Source organism: Mesorhizobium sp. M4A.F.Ca.ET.022.05.2.1 (assembly GCF_003998845.1).
GTDB lineage: Bacteria > Pseudomonadota > Alphaproteobacteria > Rhizobiales > Rhizobiaceae > Mesorhizobium.
This window is the reverse complement of the sequence record NZ_RZOJ01000052.1, coordinates 1-24275: the sequence shown is the minus strand read 5'-3', so window position 1 is coordinate 24275 and position 24275 is coordinate 1. Positions and strand designations below refer to the sequence as shown.

The following is a 24275-nucleotide window of genomic DNA, read 5'->3' as shown; positions in this document are numbered from 1 at the left end:
ATCCATGATCGAGACGAAGAAGGCGAGCAGCGGCACCGTCAGCGTCAGCCGCGCCAGCCGTCCCTTGCGGCTGAGGATCGGCACCTTGCGGCGCCACAGGCGCCAGCCATAAGCGAGCAGCGCCAAGCCGGCGATGATCCCCACCGCCAGCATGGCGGCGGTCCACGGCCGTTCGCGCACCAGAAGCGGCATCAGCGCCATGATCTGGCGGGAATAGAGGAAATCGGTCGGGTAGAGCGGATCGCCGAGATAGTGCGATTTTTGGTGACCGACAAAGGCCAGCGCCAGCGTCAGCGGCGCCACGATCATCAGGCCTTGGTGGCTGCGGCCGATGACGGCGTCGAGCCCGATCAGCACCAGCGCGAAGACGATGATGGTGGTCCAGCCCGGCTTGAAGGGCTGCAGGAAGAAGGCGACCGTGCCGGAAAAATCGCCGCGCACGATCCACTCGATCGCGAACACCAGTATGGCGGAAGCGAGAAGGGTGACGAGACCGTAGCGGACGATCGGCCATCTCCGCCCCGGCAGGTAGCCGGTGGACGGATCGTCTTCCAAGAACTGCGGCGCGGGTCTGGCCGCGCCCTTGCTGATCCTTGCCACTTCACTTCCCCCGGCCCGCGAAACGCGTTTTTCCACCCGCGTCACCGTTCTGTCATGGAACTGTCATCTAAAAGCTAGCGGCCTGTGGCGAAAATAAGAAGAGCCAGCAAACGATTCGTGAGCGGTTTTCATCAGGTGTGATCGAAAAAAAGTCTTTTGGAACAGGCACTCGCGCGGCGATTTGGCGTCGCATTGGGCAACCGCGGGCTTGACTTGGCCGTCCGCCTTGCGCCACAGGCAGGAAAAATCAGCCATTGGAGAGCCTCGACATGGCCGTCGCATTCACCTTTCCGGGACAGGGCAGCCAGGCTGTCGGCATGGGCAAGGACCTGGCGGACGCCTTCCCCGAGGCACGCAAAGTGTTCGAGGAAGTCGACGACGCGCTTGGCGAGAAACTGTCGAAGCTGATCTGGGAAGGGCCGGAAGAGACGCTGACGCTGACCGCCAACGCCCAGCCGGCGCTGATGGCAGTGTCGCTGGCCGCGATCCGCGCGCTGGAGGCGGGTGGCTTTTCGCTGAAGGACAAGGTGGCCTGCGTCGCCGGGCACTCGCTGGGCGAATATTCGGCGCTTGCCGCCGCCGGCTTCGTTTCCGTGGCGGATGCCGCGCGGCTGCTGCGCGTGCGCGGCAATGCCATGCAGGCGGCGGTGCCGGCGGGCGAGGGCGCCATGGCGGCAATCATCGGTCTGGAGCAGGCCGAGGTCGAGGCAGCCTGCGCCGAGGCGGCACAAGGCTCCGTCTGCCAGGTCGCCAATGACAATGGCGGCGGCCAGCTGGTGATCTCCGGCGCCAAGCCCGCGGTCGAGCTCGCGGCGAAGCTGTGCACGGAAAAGGGTGCCAAGCGGGCGCTGATGCTGCAGGTCTCCGCCCCCTTCCACTCGGCGCTGATGGCGCCGGCCGCCGAAATCATGCGCGAGGCGCTGGCCGGCGTGGCGAAGAGCGCGCCGGTGGTTCCCGTCGTCTCCAACGTCACGGTCACCCCGACCAGCGATCCCGACGAGATCGCCCGGCGCCTGGTCGCGCAGGTGACGGGCCGCGTGCGCTGGCGCGAGACGGTGGAGTGGTTCGCCGCCAACGGTGTCGCTACGCTCTACGAAATCGGCGCCGGCAAGGTGCTGTCTGGCCTGGCGCGGCGCATCAACCGCGACGTCGCCACCGGTGCCGTCGGCACGGCGGCAGATGTCGAGGCGGCGCTTGCGGCGTTTGCATAACTTAGCGACTTTCACCCCACCCATAAGCAGGGTGTTCTCTGGAATCAGGAGAGAAGAATGTTCGAACTGACCGGCCGCAAGGCGCTCGTCACCGGCGCATCGGGTGGCATCGGCGAGGCGATCGCCCGCGTGCTGCACAGCCAGGGCGCGATCGTCGGCCTGCATGGCACGCGCATCGAGAAGCTCGAAGCGTTGGCCGCCGAGCTCGGTGACCGCGTGAAGCTGTTCCCGGCCAACCTGTCCGACCGCGACGAGGTCAAGGCGCTCGGCCAGAAGGCGGAGGCCGATCTCGAAGGCGTCGACATCCTCGTCAACAATGCCGGCATCACCAAGGACGGCCTATTCGTGCGCATGTCGGATGCCGACTGGGACAGCGTGCTGGAGGTCAACCTCACCGCCGTCTTCCGCCTGACCCGTGAGCTGACCCATCCGATGATGCGCCGCCGCCATGGCCGCATCATCAACATCACCTCGGTGGTCGGCGTCACCGGCAATCCCGGCCAGACCAATTACTGCGCCTCCAAGGCCGGCATGATCGGCTTTTCCAAGTCGCTGGCGCAGGAGATCGCCACCCGCAACATCACCGTCAACTGCGTCGCCCCGGGCTTCATCGAATCGGCCATGACCGACAAGCTCAACGACAAGCAGAAGGAGACGATCATGGCGGCGATCCCGACCCGGCGCATGGGCACCAGCGCCGAAGTCGCCTCCGCGGTTGCCTATCTCGCCTCCAACGAAGCGGCCTATGTCACCGGCCAGACCATTCATGTGAATGGCGGCATGGCGATGATCTAGGGTGTGTTGACGGACCAAGGTCCGGCGGTTGTGAAAAGCGCCATTTCGGCTTGGACCTCCCGCATTTTTCGTGTAATGCGGCCCGCAACCCGGCGGTTCGGGCAAAAACCGGTCCTGTGGCGTTGCGTTACCCGCAAGACCATATTTCAGCTTGATTAGCGGCATTCCGCCCGCTAACGAAGACAACTCAACATAAGACGAGGATGCCCCAAATGAGTGACACCGCAGAGCGCGTCAAGAAGATCGTCATCGAGCACCTGGGCGTCGATGCCGACAAGGTGACGGAGCAGGCGAGCTTCATCGACGATCTGGGCGCAGACAGCCTCGACACGGTCGAACTCGTCATGGCGTTCGAAGAAGAGTTCGGCGTCGAGATTCCGGACGATGCCGCCGAGACCATCCTGACCGTCGGCGATGCCGTAAAGTACATCGACAAGGCCTCTGCCTGAGGCTTTTCGCAGGCATGATCGGGGAGGACCTGCGATGAGGCGTGTCGTCGTCACGGGCCTTGGCCTGGTTTCGCCGTTCGGCATGGGCTTCGAGCACAGCTGGAAGGAACTGCTGACCGGCCGCAGCGCCGCCAAGCGCGTCACCGAATTCGAAGTGGAGGATCTTGCCTGCAAGATCGCCCACGTCATTCCGCGCGGTGACGGCTCCAACGGCACGCTCAATCCCGAAGCCGTGCTCGAGCCGAAGGAACTGCGTAAGATCGGCGACTTCATCCTCTACGGGATCGTGGCCGCCGACGAGGCGCTGAAGGATTCCGGCTGGCGGCCGAGCACCGAAGAAGAGCGCTGCGCGACCGGCGTCATGATCGGCTCCGGCATCGGCGGGCTCGAGGGCATTGCCGAGAACGCGCTGATCCTGCACGAGCGCGGGCCGCGCCGCATCAGCCCGTTCTTCATTCCCGGAAACATCATCAACCTGGTGTCGGGGCAGGTGTCGATCCGGCACGGGCTGAAAGGCCCCAACCATGCCGTCGTCACCGCTTGCTCGACCGGCGCGCACGCCATCGGCGATGCCGCCCGGCTGATCATCTTCGGCGATGCCGACGTGATGCTGGCCGGCGGCGCCGAGGCACCTGTGACCCGGCTTTCGCTGGCCGGCTTCGCTGCCTGCCGCGCGCTGTCGACCGAGCGCAACGAAACGCCGCAAAAGGCTTCCCGTCCCTATGACCGCGACCGCGACGGCTTCGTCATGGGCGAGGGCGCCGGCGTTGTCGTGCTGGAAGAGCTCGAACATGCCAAGGCGCGCGGCGCGAAAATCTACGCCGAGGTCACCGGCTACGGCCTGACCGGCGACGCCTACCACATCACCGCTCCGGCCGAGGACGGCGACGGCGCCTTCCGTTGCATGACGGCGGCGCTGAAGCGGGCGAAGCTTTCGCCGGCCGACATCGATTACATCAACGCGCACGGCACCTCGACCATGGCCGACACGATCGAGCTCGGCGCGGTCGAGCGCCTTGTCGGCAATGCCGCCTCGAAGATCTCGATGTCGTCGACCAAGTCGTCGATCGGCCATCTCCTGGGCGCGGCGGGCGCGGCGGAGGCGATCTTCTCGATCCTCGCCATCCGCGACAACACGGCGCCCGCCACCATCAACCTCGACAATCCTGAGCGCGAGACAGCGATCGACCTCGTGCCGAACAAGCCGCGCGCCCGCCAGATCGACGTGGCGCTGTCCAACTCCTTCGGCTTCGGCGGCACCAACGCCTCGCTCGTCTTCCAGCGTTACAATGGCTGAGCGTGGAGCCGGCGGCCGCTCGCGCGGCCTGTCGTCAATTTTGCCATATTCGCCCCTACTCTGCCCTTGGGGATTCGCGCGTCGGACCGAAAGTCGGAGCCGGTTTTCGCAAGGCACGAGGCGCAGGGTTGAAATGTTGGAGCGTGGTTCGCGCGTCCGCTGGGACGCTCGCCTCTCCAAGAGATCAGATGGTAGGGCGCTATGAACACAAATCCGGGCGGCAGCGGAGAATTCGGAAAGCAGCAGGCCGCGTCTGGTCCGATCGTCCCGAAGACGGCGGCCGAGGCGCTGCGTCCCGAGGCCGGCACGCCGCCGCCGAGGCGCTCGCGCGCCTCGCGCAGCCAGGTCGTCGTGTTCATGAATTTCGTTATCTCGCTGGTGATGCTGATGATCCTGGCGGCCGGCGCCGCGCTCTATTTCGGCAAGCAGGCGTTCACCGAGCCCGGCCCGTCGGCCAACGGCGACACCTTCCTGGTCAAGCCGAACACCGGCGTCCAGGACATCGCCGACCAGCTCGAGCGGCGCGGCCTGATCAGCGACGCTCGCATCTTTCGCCTTGGTGTGCGCGCGACCGGCAATGATTCCGCGCTCAGGGCCGGCGAATACGAGATCAAGCCGCGCGCTTCGATGCGCGACATCATGGAACTCCTGAAGAGCGGCAAGTCGGTGATGTATTCGCTGACCATCCCCGAGGGGCTGACGGTCGAGCAGGCGCTGCAGCGCATCGCCGAGCAGGACGCGCTGAGCGGCGACATGCCCGCGGCCATGCCGCCGGAGGGCAGTCTTGCCACCGACACGCTGCGCTTCACCCGCGGCGCCACGCGCCAGCAGATGATCGACAAGCTTCTCGGCGACCAGAAGAAGCTGGTTGACGATGTCTGGGAGCGGCGCGCGCCGGATCTTCCGATCGCCAATGTCGAGGATTTCGTTACGCTGGCTTCGATCGTCGAGAAGGAGACGGGCAGGGGCGACGAGCGCTCGCGCGTGGCCGCCGTCTTCCTCAACCGGCTGGCCAAGGGCATGCGGCTGCAGTCCGATCCGACCATCATCTACGGCCTGTTCGGCGGCAAGGGAAAACCCGCCGATCGCCCGATCTACCAGTCCGACATCGACAAGCAGACGCCCTACAACACCTATCTCATCAACGGCCTGCCGCCGACGCCGATCGCCAACCCAGGCCGAGCGGCGCTTGAGGCCGTCGCCAACCCGTCGAAGACCGATGACCTCTATTTCGTCGCCGACGGCACTGGCGGCCACGTCTTCGCCGCGACGCTCGAAGAGCATAACCAGAACGTTGCCCGCTACCGCGCGCTGCAGAAGAAGCAGGCCGAGGACGCCGCCAAGGCCGGCGCCGCAAAGGTCGAGGGCCAGACCGACGCGCCGGCCGATGGGGATGCGGGTGGCGACGCCGGCGGCGATGCGGGCGCCGCCCAATAGCGATAAACGGTTTTTGAACTTGTCCCTTGGCACTCGGCGGCAAGGGGCGCATTGATATTTTGACGGCGGCGCCTGATTGGAGAGCGCTGAGTTTATGGAGCAATTCCAGGAAAAGCACGGAACGGTTTTCCGTCTGGAATTGCGTGGAAACAAATAGTTGGAGCGGTTGGGCGATTCCATGAAACGCTGGACCGCATGGGTTGCGCGGTCATCCGCGGCCGCGCGCAAGGGGGCGCAAGGGCATCATGAATCTGCAAAGCATGACCGGTTTTGCACGGGCGGTCGCCGAATATGACGGCAATTCGATCGCCTGGGAGGTGAAGTCGGTCAACGGCAAGAGCATCGAGGTCAGATTGCGGCTGCCGCAAGGCTTCGAGCGGCTGGAGCCGGCCGTTCGGCAGACGATCCAGAAGCGTTTTTCGCGCGGCAATTTCCAGGCGACGCTGACGGTCGGCCGCGCTGCCGGCCATCAGGTGCAGCCGGTGGTCAACGAGGCCTTCCTCAAGGATCTGGCCGGGCTTGCCAAGCGCCTGCAGGAACAGTTTGGTGTTGCTCCCGCAACCGCCGACGGGCTGCTTGCGCTACGTGGCGTCCTCGACATTCCCGAGACCATCGAAACCGAGGAGGCGCGGGCAGCGCTCGACGGCGCTATTCTTGCGTCGCTCGAAACGGTGCTGACCGGGCTGGAAATGGCGCGCCAGGGCGAGGGCGCCGCGCTGCGTTTGCTGCTTGCCGGCCACATCGACGCCATCGAGGCGCTGACGCTGAAGGCCGAGGCCGATCCGTCGCGCGAGCCGGCGGCGATCCGCGACCGCATCGCCGAGCAGGTCCGCCTGTTGATGGACGCATCGGCCAATCTCGACGCCAGCCGCCTGCACCAGGAAGCGGCCTTCCTCGCCACCAAGGCCGACATTCGCGAGGAGATCGACCGGCTGAAGACGCATGTCGCTTCCGCGCGTGTGCTGCTTGCCAATGGCGGCGCCATCGGCCGCAAGCTCGATTTTCTGGCGCAGGAATTCAACCGCGAATCGAATACGCTGTGCTCGAAGTCGAATGCCGCTGCGGTCACCGCCATCGGGCTGGAACTGAAGGCGGTCGTCGATCAGTTTCGTGAACAGGTTCAGAATCTGGAGTGACCCGGATGGTTGCCAAGGAGCCGATGGTTGCCAGGGATCTGGGGGCCCGCATCCGCCGCCGCGGTCTGATGCTGGTCCTGTCGTCGCCATCCGGCGCCGGCAAGTCGACGATCGCGCGCAACCTCCTGGAAAGCGATACCAGCCTGGAGCTGTCGGTTTCTGTCACCACCAGGCCGCGCCGCGGCTCGGAGATCGAAGGCGTGCACTATCACTTCCGCACCATGCGCGAGTTCGAGCGGCTGCGCGATTCCGACGCCCTGCTCGAATGGGCCGAGGTGCACGGCAACTGCTACGCCACGCCGCGCGAGCCGGCGGAACTGGCGCTGGCGCAGGGACGCGACATGCTGTTCGACATCGACTGGCAGGGCGCCCAGCAGCTCAAGGAGAAGATGCGCGCCGACATCGTCTCGATCTTCATCCTGCCGCCGTCTATGAAGGAATTGAAGGCGCGGCTGAAGCGCCGCGCCGAGGACCAGGAGCAGGTGATAGAAACCAGGCTGAAGAACGCCCGCCTCGAGATCGAGCACTGGAAGGAATACGATTTCGTCATCGTCAACGACGATCTCGACCGCGCCTTCGCCGAGGTGCGCGGCATCGTCACCGCCGAGCGCCTGCGCCGCGATCGCCGCCCCGGCCTGTTCGACTTCGTCTCGGGGCTGCTGGACGAGAAGACGGAGTAGAGCGGCATTTTAGCCTCGCCGAGCCGCGCGGCTAGTGCGGCTCAGTGTTTCATGGAATCGCTGACCTCGCTCTAAGTATTTGTTTTTACGCAATTCCGGACGGAAAGCCGGTACGCACTTTTCCTGGAATTGTGCTTACCGCCATCCCTCTTGCTTGTGGCGGCAGGGGGATTGCCGTGGAACATAGTTTCCCTTCGCCCATTGTTGATTTGAGGCCGAGGGGGAGCGCGTTCCGTGACGCTGGTATGGTGCAATGGCCGAAGTGCGAGAACCAGTCGCAGCCGCAGACGACGATGAGACACGCAGGGCGACGCCTGCCGCGCTCAACCGCTTCGTCATCGTAATCGGCGCCTCCGCCGGTGGGGTGGAACCGCTGAAGCTGATCGTCAGCGACCTGCCCGCCGATCTGCCGGCAGCCGTGTTCGTCGTGCTGCATGTCGGCCAGGTCAGCTATCTGGCGGAAATCCTTGATCGCGCCGCCCGGCTGAAGACCTCGGTCGCCAGGAACGGCGCGACCTTCAAGACCGGCAATGTCTATGTGGCTCCCCCGGGCTTCCACCTTCTGCTGCATGGCGACCACATGATGCTGAGACGCGGACCGCGCGAAAATCTGGCTCGGCCGGCCATCGACCCGCTTTTCCGGTCGGCCGCGCTGAGCTACGGCGCCAGTGTCATCGGCGTGCTGTTGTCAGGCTCCCTTTCCGATGGCACGGCGGGCCTCAGGGCCATCAAGGCGGTCGGCGGGCTGGCCGTCGTCCAGCACCCGAGCGACACGCTGGTGCCGGCTATGGTGCGAAGCGCGCTGCATCATGTCGATGTCGACCATTGTCTGCCCGCCGCGCAGCTGGGTGGCTTGCTGGCAAGGCTGGCAGCCGAGCCGGCTGGCAAAACCTTGCCCGCCCCGTCCAGTGTCAGGCTGGAGGCGGCGGTCGCCGCGCAGGAGCATTCGACCATGAAGAAAGAAGATCGACTCGGCGAATTGTCGGTGTTTACATGTCCGGAATGCCACGGGCCCCTGTGGGAGATCGAAGACGGTGACATGCTGCGCTATCGGTGCCATACCGGGCATGCCTTCACCGCCGACGCGATGATGGAGGCCCAGGCGGTCGAGGCGGACGAGATATTGTGGAGCCTGCTGCGCTCGCATCAGCAGCGTGCCGAATTCACCCGGCGCATGGCCGAGCGAGAAAAGACGAAGGGTCGCTCACAGTTCGCCACGCAGTGGGACAAAAGAGCCAAGGAATACGAGGCGGACGCCAGGGTGATCGAGCGCATCCTGGAAAGCAGGCGAACGCAGGTAACGGACGATGGCGCAATCACCGAAGAAGGCAGCAGGAAGGAAAAAGCGGGCTAGCCAAGACGATGGCACGAGAGCGCCTGCCGATGGGTCCTTTCCCATCATCGGCATAGGCGCGTCGGCGGGTGGCATCGGGGCACTGCAGAAATTCTTTCCGGAAGTTCCGGCCGACAGCGGTTTTGCCTATGTGGTGATCCAGCATCTGGACGCCGAGCATGAGAGCGTGCTGGCAAGCATCATCCAGCGTTGCACCTCGATCGAGACGCTCACCGCGGCCGAGGGTATAGAGATCGAGCCGGACAAGATCTACGTGATCCCGCCGGGGGTCTCGGTGACAGTCGAAAACCGTCGTTTCCACGTCGCCAGGATGGCGACCACGCGCGCCAGGCGAACGCCGATCGACGACTTCTTCACCTCGCTTGCGCAGGAGCAGGTGGAAAACGCGGCCGGCATCATCCTTTCCGGGACGGGCAGCGACGGCACGATCGGGCTGCGGGCGATCAAGGAGCGCGGCGGGCTCACGCTCGCGCAGGAAAGCGCCGAGTATGACGGCATGATGCGCAGCGCCGTCCAGAGCGGGCTCGTCGACATGGTGGTTCCGGCCGAGGACATGGCCGAGAAGCTGGTCAGCTATTTCCGCCACCCCAGCCGCATCGACAGCGAGCGCGACCGCCACAAGCGCGACGTCGCCGAGCAGCTTTCGCGGATCGCCGCCTTGCTTCGCATGCGCACCGGTCATGATTTCAGCGGCTACAAGGACAACACGATCCTGCGGCGCATCCAGCGCCGCATGCAGGTGCTGCAGATCGACGATCCGGCTGCCTTCTACGAAAGGCTGCGCGAGGAGCCGCAGCAGGTGGATCTCCTGTTCCAGGATCTCCTCATCGGCGTGACCAGCTTCTTTCGCGACCCGCATGCGTTCGATGCGCTGGAGCGCCTTGTCATCCCCAGGCTTTTCGAGGGACGCAAGCCGGACGAGACGATCAGGGTCTGGGTGCCGGGCTGCGCCACCGGCGAGGAAGCCTATTCGATTGCCATGCTGCTCAGGGAGAACGCGCCGCGCGGTGCCGCTTCGCCCAACCTACAGATATTCGCCACCGATATCGACGAGCGCGCTCTGGAAGTTGCCCGCGCCGGGCGCTATCCGGCAACCATCGCGACCGACATCACGCCGAAGCGGCTGAAAGAATTCTTCTCCCGCGAGGACGGTACCTACCGTGTCGCGTCCGAGCTTCGCGAGGTCTGCCTGTTTTCGTCGCACAACCTGCTGCGCGACCCGCCCTTTTCCAAGCTCGACCTGATCGCCTGCCGCAACCTGCTGATCTATATGGGTCCGGAGCTGCAGGAGAAGATCGTGCCGATCTTCCACTACGCCCTGCGCAACAATGGCTACCTGTTCCTCGGATCCTCCGAGAACGTCACCCGTCACGGGCGGCTGTTTTCGACGATCGACAAGCCCAGTCGCCTGTTCCAGAAGCGTGCCGGCATCACGGCGCAGCGGCTGCCTGAATTCCCGCTCGCCGCCGCGGCCCGGCAGGCCCCGCATGTGCGCCAGCGAGCGACGACCGGAACCCTGCAGGAAAGCGCCGAACGGCTGCTGCTCGACCGCTATTCGCCCGCCTATGTGGTGATCAACGCTGCCGGCGAACTCATCCACATTTCGGGCGGCACGGGAAAATATCTGGAGCTTGCCGCCGGCGCTCCGGACTCCAACGTCTTTTCCATGGCGCGGCGCGGGCTGCGGATGGACTTGAGGGCGGCGTTGCACAAGGCGGTCAGCACCGGCCAGGTGGCGATCCAGAACAAGATCAACATCGGCACCAATGGCGGCCGCCAGGTGATCAGCCTCGTCGTGCAGCCGCTGCCGGCCGAGGCCGGCTCGGACCCGCTCTACATGCTGGTGTTCCGCGATGTCGGTGGCATCAAGCCGGAGCCCGAAAGCGAGCCCGTCCACACCACCGACGACGTCGAAAGCGCCAATGTCAGCCAACTCGAAAAGGAGCTCCGGGAAACCAAGGAGCGCCTGCAGATCACGACGGAGGAGCTTGAATCCTCCAATGAGGAGCTGAAGTCCTCCAACGAGGAGCTGTCTTCCATCAATGAGGAGCTGCAGTCGTCCAACGAGGAGCTGGAAACCTCGAAGGAAGAGCTGCAGTCGATCAACGAGGAACTGCAGACCGTCAACGCCGAGCTCAACATCCGCGTCGACGAGCTCAGCCGCGCCAACAACGACATGGCCAATCTTCTGGAGAGCACGCAGATCGCGACCGTGTTCCTCGACCGCGACCTCTGCATCAAGAGTTTCACGCCAACGGCGCGGGATCTGTTCAGGCTGGTCGAAAGCGACGTAGGCCGGCCGCTTGCGCATGTGCGCCCACGCTTTGCCGCCGACGGCCTGCAGGCCGATATCGAGCAGGTTCTGCGGCGTTTGGGCACCATCGAGCGTCAGATCGAGGGTGCCGAAGGCAGTCGGCGCTACATCATGCGTGTGCTGCCCTACCGCACCGTTGACAATGTCATCGCCGGCGTGGTCGTCACTTTTGTCGATGTCACGCAGATAGCGCAGGCGGAGGAGAAGATCGGCGCGCTCTCGCATGACCTGCGCAATCGTGTCGACAGCCTGGAGACCCTCCTCGATCTCGTGCCGGTCGGCATTTTCATCGCCGAGGACGGCAATGGCGAGGAGATCCGCGCCAATCGCCATGCGGTGGAGCTCGCAGGCCGGCCCGCCACAGACGACAAGCTCAGTTCCATGCCCGCCGTCCTGCCGCTGATGATGAACGGCAGCGCGGTGGGCGCCGCCGATCAACCCTTGCTGAAGGTGATGCGGACAGGCAAGGCCATTCCCGGTTTTGAAGCGCGGATCGCGCGCGCCAATGGCGACAACGTCGACGTGACGATGTCGGCCAACCCGCTGTTCGACGAATTCGGCAATGTGCGCGGCGCGATCGCCGCCGTCATCGACATATCCAGCCACAAGGATGCCGAGCGCAACCAGGAGCGGCTGCTGCACGAATTGCAGCATCGCGTGAAAAACATCCTCGCCACCGTCACGGCGCTCACCTCGCGCATGGTGCGTTCATCGGGTTCGCTCGACGATTTCGCGAGCGCCTTCCACGCCCGCCTGCAGGCGATGGCCCGCACGCACGAATTGCTGGCTTCCTATCAATGGGGAGGCGCCGACCTCGAAAATCTGGTGCGGGCGACGCTGTCTTCCTACGGCGGCAAGGACGGCCAGAACCTCGACGTTCATGGAGCGGTGTTCCGGCTGAATGCGAGCGCGGCGGCCACGCTCGGCCTGGTGTTCTTCGAACTGGCCAGCAACGCCGCCAAATATGGCGCGCTTTCCGCTGAAAAGGGCCGCGTGGAGGTTTCCTGGCGCATCGAAGGCTCGGAAACCCTGTCGATCGACTGGAAGGAGAGCGGCGGGCCGAAGGTGAAGGGGCCGCCGAAAAGAAGTTTTGGAACCACTTTCATCCAGCAGAGTTTGGAGTACGAGCTAGGTGGAAATGTCGATTTGCAGTTCAAACCCTCCGGGTTGGAGTGCCTTTTGCGCATTCCACTGCCCAAGTCGGAAATGATCGACTATTTGTCCCTGCCTGCTCCAGGCAAGGTATGAATGAGCAAACGTCTCTTTCCGGTCTGCACATTCTCGTCGTCGAGGATGCGTTCCTGGTCGCGCTCGACCTTTCGGATCAGTTGACGGATTCGGGCTGCCTGGTAATCGGCCCCGCCGCCTCGGTCGAACAGGCCCTGCAGGAGATTGATGGCATCGAGCTGGACGGCGCCGTCCTGGACGTCAATCTGAACGGCGAACGGAGCTTTCCGATAGCCGAGTTGCTGGCTTCGCGCGGCATCCCTTTCCTGTTCCTGACCGGTTACGACAGCTCGAGCGTCTTTCCCGATGCGTTCCGGCAGTCGCCCAGACTGTCGAAGCCCGTCGATCCCAAGGCGCTGACCGAAGCGGTCGCGCATTTCCGCAGGCGCTGATTCTCCCTTTCTCGCGCAAGTGCAGATGGAAAGAGCGCATCAGATCGCGTTCGTCAGCCTTACAAATTCCTCGACATCGAGCGTCTCGGCGCGGCGGGTCGGATCAATGCCGGCGCGCACCAGCAAGGCCTCGCCGCCCAGGCTTTTCACGCTTTGCCGCAGCATTTTCCGGCGCTGACCAAAAGCCGCCTCGGTGACGCGGCCGAGCTTCCTTGCCTCGACCGGCAAGGGTGTTGCGCGCGGCACCAGGTGCACCACCGACGACGTCACCTTCGGCGGGGGGGTGAAGGCCTGCGGCGGCACGTCGAAAGCGATCCTGGCCTGCGTGCGCCAGCCGGCCAGCACGCCGAGCCGCCCATAGGCGTCGCTGCCTGGGGCAGCGGTGATGCGCTCGGCCACCTCGCGCTGGAACATCAGCGTCATCGACTGGTAGAAGGGCGGCCATTCGGAAACCGTCAGCCAGCGGATCAGGAGTTCCGTGCCGATATTGTAGGGCAGGTTGGCGACGATCTTCACCGGTCCGCCGGCATCTCCGGCAAGCGCGGCGAAATCCGTCTTCAGCGCATCGCCGGGGATGACCTCCAGCCGGCCGGGATAGTGATTGGAGACCTGCGCCAGCGCCTCCAGGCAGCGCTCGTCGCGCTCGATGGCGACGACCCGCCTGGCGCCATTGAACAGCAGCGCCCGCGTCAATCCGCCGGGGCCGGGTCCGACCTCGATCACGGTGGTGTCGGCGAGGTCGCCGGCGGCGCGTGCGATCTTGCCGGTCAGATTGAGGTCGAGCAGGAAATTCTGGCCGAGCGCCTTCTTTGCCTGCAGCCCATGGCGCTCGATCACCTCGCGCAGCGGCGGCAGGCCGTCGATCGTCATGCGGCCGGGCTCATCGCGATGCGGCTCATGCGGCGGCAGCCTCCGCCCCGCTGTCGGCCAGCCGGCGGGCGAGCTTCAGTGCCGCGATCAGGCTGTCGGCGCGCGCAATTCCCTGCCCGGCAATGTCGAAGGCGGTGCCGTGGTCGGGCGAGGTGCGGATGAAGGGCAGCCCGAGGGTGACGTTGACTGCCTCGTCGAAGGCCAGCGCCTTGGCCGGGATCAGCGCCTGGTCGTGGTACATGCAGAGCGCCGCGTCATAGCCGGCCCGCGCCCGCGGGTGGAACATGGTGTCGGCCGGCAGCGGCCCGAACGCATCGATGCCTTCCGCCTTCAGTTGTTCGATCGCCGGACGGATGACCAGATTGTCCTCCAGCCCTATCGTGCCGCCCTCTCCGGCATGCGGGTTGAGGCCGGCGACCGCGAGCCTCGGCCTGGCGATGCCGAAGCGGTTCTCAAGATCGGCGGCGGTGATGCGTCCGGTGGCGACAATCAGCTCCGTTGTCAGCGCCTTGGGTACATCGGCGAGCGCGATGTGGATGGTGACCGGGACCGTGAGCAACTCCGGGCCTGCAAGCAGCATCACCGGCGTCACCTTGACGCCAGTCTGCCGTGCCGCCAGATGCGCCAGATATTCGGTGTGGCCGGGAAAGCGGAAGCCGGCATCGTAGAGCGGCTTCTTGGCGATGGGGCAGGTGACCACCGCCGCGGCGCGCCCGGCAAGGCAGTCGGCCACTGCGCGGTCGATGGCCTCGATGGTGCCGGCGGCATTGGCCGTGTCGGGCCGCCCGGGATTGTCGACATGGCCGGCGTCGAGCGGGATGATCGGCAACGCCCGGGAAAAGATCCGCGCGGCCTGCGCAGGCAGCGTTTCGACGATGGCTATGCTGGCGCCAATATGGCGCGCTCGCGCCGAGATCAGGGCCGGATCGGCAAGCAGGTAGAAGGGCGGCACGCCGGCACTTTCACCGGCGAGCCAGGCTGCGATGGCGATTTCCGGGCCGACGCCGGAAGGATCGCCAACGCTCACGGCCAGCGGGGCATCGGTCTTGCGCATGTCTAGGTCGTCTTGCGGGGCGATCTGCCCGGGTATGGACAGGAGGTGGCTCTGTCGTCTCGTTCACTCACGCCCAAAACCCTGCCAATCTAGCGCTCGACGATCTTGGCCTTCTTCCGCAGCTCGTCGACATATTTCTTCGAAAGCTCGTCGGCGTCCTTGTCGTTGCCGCCCTCGCTCTGGAACACCATCTGCGCTGCCTTGTCGTCGGACACTTCGCGCGACGAGCAGATGCCGATGAACTCGATGCCGCGCTCGGTTTCGCGCGTGGCGGTGGCGCCGCCGACCTTGGTCGCCTTGATCTGGTCGGCCCAGTCAGCCGGCAATTGCGGCGCCAGCACACGGCCGAGATCGCGCACGGTTACGTCGATCAGCCCCTTGGCGAATTCACGCGTGGTGTTGCAGCCATTGAAGCGGGCGCGCATGGCGTCGGCCTCGCGCTTGCGCTTGGCGAGCGTCGCGCTGCGCTCCGAGGCAGGCACCACGAAAATCACCTGCTGCAGCATATATTCCATGGCGGTCGGCTTGCTGCCGCCCTTGTCCAGCATCCGCCGCACTGCGTCCTGCTCAGTCACCGCGCCGCCCTCGCCGGAGCGATAGCGGGCCGCCAGCGCCTGGTTCCAGGCCATCTGGGTGCGGATGAAGTCCTTGAAGTGCTCCTTGGTCACGCCCGACTGTGCCATGATACCGTCGAGCTGCTTGAGCTGCATCTTGTTGGTGGTGGCAAAGCGCTGATAGGCGGCGTCGACCTGGGCGTCGGTGATGCGGATTCCGAGCCGCTTGGCTTCGGCCAGGCGCAGCGTCTGGTCGATCATCTCCTGCCCGGCGTCGCCCTTCTTGTGCTGCAGCTTCAGGAACGCGGCCCGGTGCGCGATGTCGCCTGTGGTAATCGGTATGTTGTTGACGACATATTTGATCGTGCTGGCGAAGGCAGGCGGCGTCGTCGCCATGATCGAAACCGAGGTCGCCGCCACCAGCAGCGCGAAGCCTGCTGAAAACAGGAATTTCCTCATCTCACCTATCCCAATTCTGTCCCGCTTCGACAGCGCCGCGCGTCCCCTCGGACCCGCAACGGACACTGCAGTACCTGATTTGGCGCATGATCCTTTCCGCAAATCGCTTCGATTTCGCGGGCACGCGCAATGTAACTGAGACCCCTGCCAGCCCTATGCGGCGAAACCATGTCGTTGGCCCGCCGTCACTGGATGGTGTCGATGGCGCTTGTCGACGAACCGAAATCGCCAAGTGTACGGAACGACAGGTTGAAGCCGACATTCTGCGACACTTCCTTGGTCGCAAGGTCGCGCGATTCCGAGAACGTCATCAGATACGTAAAGCAGGAATCATTGTAGGCAAAACCGACTCCGTCCTTGACCAGAACGCTCTGCTTCAGGTCGTAGGTGCCGGTGCCGAAGACGCGCCAGTTCTCGGCAAGGTGCGTCGAGGCGCCGAGCGTCACTTCGTGGCGATCGGTCTCGAAGCCGTAGAGCGGCTGCGCCTGGATGAAGGCATATTTGGCGGTGAGCGAAACCGGCAGGCCGGAATAGGCGGCCTTCACCTCGGCGCGCCTCACGTCGAAGGTCTGCTCATCGAAGCGGCCGCTGAGCGAGCCGGAGAAGCCGCTCGGGCTGTTGAAGCCGATCAGGCCGACATAGTCGGAGGTCGGCTTGTCGAGGCCAGAATAAGCGCCGACATTGACCAGGTCGGGTGCGGTGAACGAATTCTCGCCGCCGAGCTGGTAGGATTGGCCGAAGATGGCGTTGGTGCTCCAGCCATTGCCGTAGGCGCCGGAATAGCGGAACCCGACATTGGCGCGCGTACCACCTTCCATGCGGTCATAGCCGGAGAACTTGTCGCGCTCGAACAGCGTCGTGGCGTCGAAGACGAAGCTCTGCGCATCCTCGTTGGGAACGGCGAGGCCGCCGACATACTGCTCGTTGGGACGCACGAACACTTGCGCCATCGGCTCGACGATGTGGCTGGAGTTCGCCATCGAGAACAGGACCGGCCAGCGCATTTCCAGACCCAAGGTCGCCATGTAGCGGGCGAGCGACGACTTCATGTCAGCGGTGGTGGCTATCAGGGGATTGGCAGCCATCTCGTTTATGGCCGCGAGCGAGGCCGAGTCGGCGTTGAGATAGCTGGCGTCGCCTCGCAGCGCCAGGAGCGGCGTCAGTTGCAGGCCACCATCGGTGGTAAACGTGCGCTTCCATTCGGCTTCGGCCGTCATGCGACCATTCTGCCCGGCGATGCCGGGGACGCGCAGCGTGGGCGTGCTCGAATTATAGGCCTCGGTGAAGGATTCATCGAGAGAGTCGCGGCTGATGACCCGCGCATTGACATTGATCGACAATTGCCCGCCGGCCACGGCCATATCGGGGATATAGGCATAGTCGAGCGACGGCAAAACCCAGGGCTGCTGGCCACTGCGCGCCGACGGGTCGCTGGCCAGCGTGTTTTCCTGCACCTGGAAGCGCATGGCGCGGATGTCGAAATAATTGCGGTCGTTGAGGCCGGTCAGGTAGACCGACGACTGGTGAACGGTCTCGCTGTAGCCGTCGATCGCATAGGTGCGTGAGAAATTCTTGTCGCTCTGCAGCAGCACGTCCCAGCCGAAGTTCCAGCGCTCATTTATGGCGAACTGGCCCTTGGTGCCCATCATGCCGCGGAACTTGTTCGGATCGCCCGCCGCGCCCGAATCGACATTGCGGATGCCGCTGTCGATGAAGGCGTCGGGATCCTGCTGATGGATGCCGGCGATCTTCAGGCTGTATTCGCCATTGTTGAAGCGCTGGCGCCACTCGGCCTCGCCGAGGAAACCTTGCTTGGTGTAGCCGGTGCCGGTGACGGTGAGGTCGTAGGTCGGCGACAGGGCGAAGTAGTAGGGGACCTTGACGCCGATGCCGAGGTCGCTCTTGTAGACGATACCGGGGATCAGGAAGCCGCTCTTGCGCTTCACCGTCGGGTCGGCGATCTCGAAGGCCGGCAGATAGCCGAGCGGGAAGCCGAAGAACTCGAAATTCGCGTTCTCGAAGCGGACCGTCTTCTTCTCGCCGTTCCAGATGATCTTGCGCGCCTTGACGCGCCACGTCGGCGCGCTGTCCGGCTTGTCCTCGCAGGGTTCGCAAGCCGTGTAGACGCCGTTGTGGAAGGTGGTCAGCACGCCGCCCATGCGCTCCGCGCTTTCGGAGGCGAAATAGGCCTTGTTGACGGTCTCGACGCGCAACGCGTTGACGAAGCCGTCGGCGAAGTCGTCGGTGATATCGATATGGTCGGAATTGATCTTGGTGCCGTCGCTGTTGATCAGCTCGACCGCACCGCTGGCGACGAGGCGCTTTGTGTTGCGGTTGTATTCCACCCGCTGGGCGACGAGCTTGTTGCCGCCGTAGTCGATCTGCACGCCGCCGACGGCGGTCACCGTGTTGTTGTCGTTGTTGTAGACGAGCGTGTCGGCGGCAAGCAGCATCTGCGTGCCGGAGGGAACCTTCGTCGCCATGTCGGTGACGTCCTGCGCCAGCGCCGGTGCCATCGGCGCCGCGCAGGCGAACAGACATGCCAAGGCGCTCGCCCCATAAAGGCGTGCCAAACCGGCCTGCCTATGGCTGCGCAAAACCGCCTCCCTCACTAGCCGTCTTCCTTGTATAGCAGAAATGTCACCCCGAAGAACATAGCCACGACAACCGGAACCCATGCGGCCACCGCCGTAGGGACGAATCCCGCCACGCCGAATGCCTTGACCAATACCGAAACGACATAAAGCAGAAAGCCGGCGAGGACGCCACCCAGAATCATCGTTGCCGACTGCCCCATACGCGCAAATCGCATTGAAACTGTTGCCGCAATCAGCGTCATGGCGACGAGGAGGAACGGCAGCGCCACCAGCGAATCAAACTGCATGGCGAAGGCATTTGCCTTCAGCCCGAAGGATCGGGCAACCTCGATCTTGCCGGGCAGGTCGTAAAAGGGGATGGTTTCCGGGCGCGCCAGCCTTTCCTGCACGAATTCGGGCTTGAGGTTGGTCTCGACCCGATCGGATGTTGCCGGGCGGATATTGCCGTCCTTGAACACCTTGACGTCCTGCAGTTCCCAATAGCCATCGCGCAGGAAGGCGCGCGCCGCGTCCTTGCGCTCGACGATATTGCCCTGCTGGTCCAGTACGAAGAAGACCGCGTCGGCCATTTCCAGGCCCTGGTTGAGGATCGCCCGGGCACCGATGATGGTGTCACCGGAAGCGGTCTTTTGCCGTATCCAAGGCGTCGTGTCGGCTGGGACGGCGTTGGAATTGCCGGCGCGCAACTTGTTTTCCATCTGCTCGGACCAGGAGAAGCCGTGCGCCGCGATGGGATTGAGCACGCCGACCGACAGCACGCCGAACAGAAGCGCGCCGATGCAGCAGGGCAGCAGGAACTGCCAAGCCGAGACGCCGGCCGAGCGCGCGATGACGAGCTCGTACTTGCGGTTGAGCGACACCAGCGTCGCCATCGCTGAGAACAGGCCGACGAACGGCACGGTCTGCAGCATGATCATCGGCATCCTCAGCGCCGAAATGGCGAAGGCGGTGCCATAGGTGAAGCCGGGCAGGCCAGTGGTGCGGCCGGACAGCTCGGTGAAGTCGATCAGGAACACCAGCGCCAGAAGGCCGAGGAAGAACCAGATGGTGATCGACACATAGCGGAAGAAGAAGTAGCGGCCCAGCGTCCAGCCCATCGTCATACCCTCTGGCCGGAGGCGCGCCGGGAAAGACGCAGCTTGACGGCGGTCCAAGTCTCGCCGACGCGGCCGGCGAGGTTGGTCATCCAGTCCGCCCAGGCTGCCGGCAGCTCCATCGACCTCGAGGAAACGATGAACCAGGTGGCGACAGCCGAGGCCACGATCGGCACGCCGTAGACCATATAGGCATAGAGCGGCACCTTGTCGGCTTTGCCGGCGGCGAAGAAGCCAAGCCAGCGCACGAAGAGGGCGATTGCGATGGCCGTGATCAACGGGTGGATGCGCGCTTCCCGGTGCGAGCGCGCGTCGCCCGCCACCGCCAGCGCGATCAGCGCGAACACCAGAGGGTAGGACCATTCGGACAAGCGCTGGTCGAGCTCGGCACTGTAGCTGGCCGGCTTGCGCTGGAACATCTTGTCGTTGGGATCCGGGTTGAGCAGATACTGCGTCGTGCGGTCCTTCGGCAGAAGCGTGATCTCGTTCGCCGCCGACATGAAGGCAGAGAGGTCGAAGGCGTAGGAGGTGAAGCGGATCACCGACAGGTCGCCGGTCAGCGATTTGCGGTTGATGACGCCGTCATTCATCATCAGCACCTTCTCGTCGCCCTTTTCGATGATGCTGCCAGACTTGGCGTAGTAGATCAGGTTGGCGCCTTCCTCGCGCGAATCGGCCACGAAGATGCCGCCGAGCCTGTTGTCCGGGAGGCGTTCGCCGACCTGCAGGAACAGGCCGTCGTCGATCTTGCGAAACGTGCCTTCCTGGATGATCAGCGAAAGAAGGTCGGCGCGTGACGAGGCCACCAGCTGGCGGTTCTTCTGCCTGGCATAGGGGTCGACGCCATTGTCGACGGCGAAGGAAAGGACGCTGGCCGCGAGCGCCAGCAGCAGGATCGGCCGCCCGATCGTCCAGCGCGAGGCGCCGGCGGCGTTGATCACGGCAAGTTCCGAATCGGTGTTCATGACGCTCAGCGTCTGCGCCACCGCCACCACCAGCGCGAACGGCACCACGATCGGGATGATCGACGGGATGATCAGCGCCGCGACCTCGAAGAAGGTCAGCGCCGACTGGCCGCTGTCGGTGACGAGATCGATCTTGGCCAGCACCTGGGTCGTCCACACGATCGCCAGCGTCCAGGTCAGCGCAGCGAGGAACACCGTCGATGCGCGACGCATGATGTAGCGTTCAACGACCTTCATGAAGGCTTTCTCGATTTTGCCGAACGGCATCATGCCCGCCGACAAGGTAGTCATCCGGCGACGGCAGTACAACTGGCTGCATTGGCGCCTCGACCTGGTTCCTGTTCCACATCACGCGCCCCGGCCGGCCGGAGTGTCGAGGGCAATGCATAAGAAATGCAAAACATTGATGGTTAACAATATGTTACGGCAGGAGATCGGGGCCATGCCGCGACGAATCCACTGATGGTTGCGGCGGCGATATAGGCTGCGATTTCGGCCAAAGTCTTGCCAAATGATGGAAAACGACCAAATGTCGCGCACTCTTGAAAGCCGTTGTCCGGCACCTACCCCCGAAAGCAGGTTCTGATGAATTCGACACCCTCTATTGCCTTCGCCAAATTCGCCGCGCCGAAAAGGGGCAGCGTCTTCGTGCTGGCGGCCGACGACGGTGCCGTAGGCAAAGCCGGCAAGGCTTGCGACCCGGCCGGCGCGCTCGCTCGAGCGTTCCCGGTGGCCGACTTTTCCGGCAAGTTCGGCACCGTCGCCGAGGTGCTGGCGCCGGAGGGCACCTCGATCGACCGCCTGGTGGCGGTCGGCGCCGGCAAGGCTTCCGCCCTCGACGACCAGGCATGGCTGAGGCTCGGCGGCACCATTGCCGCCTCGCTGCGCAAGGCGACCGAAGTCGCCGTCGTGTTCGATGTTCCGGGCACTGAGGCCGGCGGCAGGCAGGCCGCCAACGTCGCCGCGGGCATTCTTTTGCGCAGCTATTCCTTCGACAAGTACAAGACCAAGAAGGACAAGGACGAGCCGAAGAAGCCGGTCAAGGTGACGATCCACTGCGCCGACCCCACGGCTGCGAAAAAGGCCTTTGCCGACGAGGCGGCGGTGATTGGCGGCGTGCTTCTCGCGCGCGATCTCGTCAACGAGCCGGCCAATGCGCTTGGCCCGGTGGAGTTCGCCGCGCGCGCCAAGGAACTCGAGGCACTCGGTGTCGAGGTCGAGATTTTGACCGAGAAGGAGATGAAGAAGCTCGGCATGGGCTCGCTGCTCGGCGTCGCGCAAGGCTCGCCGCGCGGCGCCCGCATGGCCGTAATGCACTGGAAGGGCGGCAAGGCCAAGGACGCGCCGGTCGCCTTCATAGGCAAGGGCGTCACCTTCGACACCGGCGGCAATTCGATGAAGCCGGCATCAGGCATGGAGGAGATGAAAGGCGACATGGGCGGTGCCGCGGCCGTCACAGGGCTCATCCACGCGCTTGCCGCCCGCAAGGCCAAGGCCAATGTCATCGGCGTCATCGGCCTGGTCGAGAATGCCGTCGACGGCCACGCCCAGCGCCCCGGCGATATCGTCACCTCGATGTCGGGCCAGACCATCGAGGTTCTGAACACCGATGCCGAAGGCCGCCTCGTGCTGGCCGACGCTCTCTGGTACACCAATGACCGCTTCAAGCCGAGATTCATGATCAACCTGGCGACGCTGACCGGCGCCATCATGGTCGCGCTCGGCCAGCACTATGCCGGCCTGTTCTCCAACAATGACGAACTGGCGGACCGTCTGGCGGGCGCCGGGCAAGCGACGCAGGAGCGGCTGTGGCGCATGCCGCTGGGCGCCGAATACGACAAGCTGATCGATTCCAAGAATGCCGACATGAAGAACATCGGCGGCCGCTACGGCGGCGCCATCATCGCCGCGCAGTTCCTGCAGCGCTTCGTCAAGGAGACACCGTGGGCGCATCTCGACATCGCCGGCACGGCGATGGGCTCGCCGCCGAGCGAGATCAATCAGTCCTGGGGCTCGGGCTTTGGCGTGCGGCTGCTCGACCGTCTCGTGCGCGACCACTACGAGGGATAAGGCCGTTCGAGGCGCGATCATGGCCGAAATCCTGTTCTACCATCTGACCGAATCGACGCTGGAGGAGGCGCTGCCGGGGCTGCTCGAGCGCAGTGTCGATCGCGGCTGGCGCGCCGTGGTGCAGACCGGCACCGAGGAGCGGCGCGACGCGCTCGACCAACATCTGTGGATCTTCCGCGACGATTCCTTCCTGGCGCACGCCACCGACCGCGAAGCCTATCCGGCCGAGCAGCCGATCCTGCTCACAACGGGGGAGGGCAACCCGAACGCCGCGCAGATACGCTTCCTGGTCGACGGCGCGGCGCCCGCCGACCTGTCGGGGTACGAGCGCGCCGTGTTCCTGTTCGACGGCCATGACGCCGCGCAACTGGAAGGCGCACGCGGCCACTGGAAGACGATCAAGGAAGCCGGCCACACCGTGACCTACTGGCAGCAGACGCCGGACCGCCGCTGGGAGCGCAAGGCGTAGGTTCCATACTGCGCCGCCCCTCATCCGCCTGCCGGCACCTTCTCCCCGTATGGTGAAGGGGGAAGAGGATGGCCGCGCCGTTGGCTCATCCTGCAACGCCCGCAGTTGGCGAAACCAGCCGTGATGGCGCCTTTCTCGCCGTCAAACGGGGAGAAATGCCCGGTAGGGCAATGAGGGGCGGCGCCGACGGACGGTATCAGCGCGAAAGCGACTCCCGTCCGGCTAGCCTTCACCTCTGGCCGGCATCATGGCTATCGCACCTGAACCGCTTTATGCATTAGATGCACGCAAGCTCACGATGGGGTGAGGATGCGGATCAAAATCATCGGAACCGGCGGGGCGGTGCCGGCAGGGGGCGTGACCTCGCGCGCACTGGAGGAAAGGCTTGGCCTTGCCGAGGGCCGGCTCGAAGCCGCCACCGGTGTCGTCGAGCGCTATGTCTGCGAGGGCGAAACGCAGATCGATCTGGCCTGCGCCGCGGCGCGCATTGCACTCGCCGATGCAGGGGTTAAACCCGGCGCGGTGGACCTGATCATCGGCGGCTGCGGCGTGCCTTACCAGCCGCTGCCCGCGACCGCGCCGCTGGTCATGCAACGCCTCGGCCTTGCTGACGGCTCGGCGGCCGCCTTTGACGTCAACAGCACCTGCCTCGGCTTCCTCACCGCCTTCGAAACCGCTTCGCGCCTGGTCGAGGCCGGGCAATTCAGCACGGCGCTGGTGTTCTCCTCGGAGATCGCCTCGCGGGCTCTGCCTTGGAAGGAGCAACCGGAGGTCGCGGCGCTATTCGGCGACGGCGCGGCAGCGGCGATTTTGCAAAAAGGCGGACCGGGTGAGGGCAGGGTGGTCGCCAGTCTGATGCGCACCTATCCCTCGGCCTACGAGGCCTGCGGCATCGGCTCGGGCGGCACGCGTTTCGACTTCAATCGCCAGCCGGAGGAGTTTGCCCGCCACAGCCTGTTCCACATGGACGGCAAGGAATTGTTTCGCGTCACCTCGCGCCACTTCAGCGGCTTCGTCACCGAGCTATTGCAGCGCGCCGGCTGGCGGCGCGAGGATGTCGACCTCGTCGTGCCGCATCAGGCAAGCCCGTTCGCGCTGGCGCATATGGCGCGCCAGACCGGCTTCGCGCCGGAGAAACTCGTCGACATCTCCGCCCGCTACGGCAACCAGGTCGCCGCTTCCATTCCCTTCGCGCTGGACGTCGCGCGGCGTGACTGCCGGATCGCGCCGGGCGCCAGGCTGCTGTTCCTC

19 protein-coding genes and 1 pseudogene are annotated in these 24275 nt (G+C 64.7%); 13 read left to right on the top strand and 7 right to left on the bottom strand.

The genetic code is table 11. From position 1 onward, the window contains the following. Window positions 1-600 (bottom strand): annotated as a pseudogene (locus tag EN745_RS08870) (hypothetical protein); the annotation flags it as partial. Window positions 601-869: 269 nt separating this feature from the next. On the opposite strand from EN745_RS08870, the gene fabD reads away from it, so the two are divergent. From fabD to EN745_RS08820, 10 genes are all read left to right on the top strand, one after another. Further along, window positions 870-1811 carry an ACP S-malonyltransferase gene (fabD, locus tag EN745_RS08865; RefSeq protein WP_127399751.1) on the top strand — a complete coding sequence of 314 codons (942 nt, stop codon included), beginning with the start codon at window positions 870-872 and terminating at the stop codon, window positions 1809-1811. Window positions 1812-1868: 57 nt separating this feature from the next. Further along, a complete protein-coding gene (gene fabG, locus EN745_RS08860) occupies window positions 1869-2606 on the top strand; it encodes a 3-oxoacyl-[acyl-carrier-protein] reductase (RefSeq protein WP_127399752.1) in 738 nt (245 codons plus the stop codon). Window positions 2607-2818: 212 nt separating this feature from the next. Beyond that, window positions 2819-3055, top strand: a complete 237-nt coding sequence (locus EN745_RS08855; RefSeq protein ID WP_006203723.1) for an acyl carrier protein — start codon at window positions 2819-2821, stop codon at window positions 3053-3055. Between the two features lie 34 nt (window positions 3056-3089). Beyond that, a complete protein-coding gene (gene fabF / locus EN745_RS08850) occupies window positions 3090-4352 on the top strand; it encodes a beta-ketoacyl-ACP synthase II (protein ID WP_126055651.1) in 1263 nt (420 codons plus the stop codon). A 201-nt stretch (window positions 4353-4553) separates the two neighbouring features. Continuing rightward, window positions 4554-5789: an endolytic transglycosylase MltG gene (gene mltG, locus EN745_RS08845; RefSeq protein WP_127421046.1), complete on the top strand. Its 1236-nt coding sequence runs from the start codon at window positions 4554-4556 to the stop codon at window positions 5787-5789. Between the two features lie 245 nt (window positions 5790-6034). Continuing rightward, window positions 6035-6925 carry a YicC/YloC family endoribonuclease gene (locus EN745_RS08840; protein ID WP_127399753.1) on the top strand — a complete coding sequence of 297 codons (891 nt, stop codon included), beginning with the start codon at window positions 6035-6037 and terminating at the stop codon, window positions 6923-6925. A gap of 5 nt (window positions 6926-6930) precedes the next feature. Continuing rightward, complete coding sequence (gene gmk, locus EN745_RS08835) at window positions 6931-7605, top strand: guanylate kinase (protein ID WP_245487668.1); 675 nt, start codon at window positions 6931-6933, stop codon at window positions 7603-7605. Window positions 7606-7858: 253 nt separating this feature from the next. Next, complete coding sequence (locus EN745_RS08830; RefSeq protein ID WP_126055648.1) at window positions 7859-8959, top strand: chemotaxis protein CheB; 1101 nt, start codon at window positions 7859-7861, stop codon at window positions 8957-8959. Next, window positions 8913-12521 (top strand): CheR family methyltransferase, encoded by a 3609-nt coding sequence (locus tag EN745_RS08825; protein ID WP_126055647.1) that lies wholly within the window; start codon window positions 8913-8915, stop codon window positions 12519-12521. Before EN745_RS08830 ends, EN745_RS08825 begins: the two co-directional genes overlap by 47 nt. Next, on the top strand, window positions 12518-12892 hold the full coding sequence (locus EN745_RS08820; RefSeq protein WP_127421045.1) for a response regulator: 375 nt from the start codon (window positions 12518-12520) through the stop codon (window positions 12890-12892). The genes EN745_RS08825 and EN745_RS08820 overlap by 4 nt, the downstream gene beginning before the upstream one ends. A 39-nt stretch (window positions 12893-12931) precedes the next feature. Here the strand turns inward: EN745_RS08820 and rsmA are convergent, their stop codons facing one another. The 6 genes from rsmA to lptF all read right to left on the bottom strand — a co-directional run bounded on the left by rsmA (window position 12932) and on the right by lptF (window position 20722). Further along, complete coding sequence (rsmA, locus tag EN745_RS08815; protein WP_126055645.1) at window positions 12932-13762, bottom strand: 16S rRNA (adenine(1518)-N(6)/adenine(1519)-N(6))-dimethyltransferase RsmA; 831 nt, start codon at window positions 13760-13762, stop codon at window positions 12932-12934. A gap of 25 nt (window positions 13763-13787) precedes the next feature. Next, entirely contained in the window at window positions 13788-14816 is a 1029-nt protein-coding gene (gene pdxA / locus EN745_RS08810; protein WP_127421044.1) for a 4-hydroxythreonine-4-phosphate dehydrogenase PdxA, read from the bottom strand. A gap of 89 nt (window positions 14817-14905) precedes the next feature. Beyond that, entirely contained in the window at window positions 14906-15829 is a 924-nt protein-coding gene (locus EN745_RS08805; protein ID WP_127421043.1) for a peptidylprolyl isomerase, read from the bottom strand. 185 nt (window positions 15830-16014) lie between these two features. Continuing rightward, window positions 16015-18441 (bottom strand): LPS-assembly protein LptD, encoded by a 2427-nt coding sequence (locus EN745_RS08800; protein WP_189362997.1) that lies wholly within the window; start codon window positions 18439-18441, stop codon window positions 16015-16017. Next, window positions 18441-19523: an LPS export ABC transporter permease LptG gene (gene lptG, locus EN745_RS08795; RefSeq protein ID WP_126055641.1), complete on the bottom strand. Its 1083-nt coding sequence runs from the start codon at window positions 19521-19523 to the stop codon at window positions 18441-18443. The genes EN745_RS08800 and lptG overlap by 1 nt, the downstream gene beginning before the upstream one ends. A gap of 2 nt (window positions 19524-19525) precedes the next feature. Then, window positions 19526-20722, bottom strand: coding sequence for an LPS export ABC transporter permease LptF (gene lptF, locus EN745_RS08790; RefSeq protein ID WP_127421047.1), 1197 nt, complete (start codon window positions 20720-20722; stop codon window positions 19526-19528). 348 nt (window positions 20723-21070) lie between these two features. Between lptF and EN745_RS08785 the strand changes: the two genes are divergently transcribed. From EN745_RS08785 to EN745_RS08775, 3 genes are all read left to right on the top strand, one after another. Beyond that, a complete protein-coding gene (locus EN745_RS08785) occupies window positions 21071-22555 on the top strand; it encodes a leucyl aminopeptidase (RefSeq protein WP_127421041.1) in 1485 nt (494 codons plus the stop codon). Between the two features lie 19 nt (window positions 22556-22574). Then, complete coding sequence (locus tag EN745_RS08780) at window positions 22575-23024, top strand: DNA polymerase III subunit chi (protein ID WP_127421040.1); 450 nt, start codon at window positions 22575-22577, stop codon at window positions 23022-23024. A 309-nt stretch (window positions 23025-23333) separates the two neighbouring features. Further along, on the top strand, window positions 23334-24275 hold a 942-nt coding region (locus EN745_RS08775), incomplete at its 3' end, for a 3-oxoacyl-[acyl-carrier-protein] synthase III C-terminal domain-containing protein (RefSeq protein WP_127421039.1).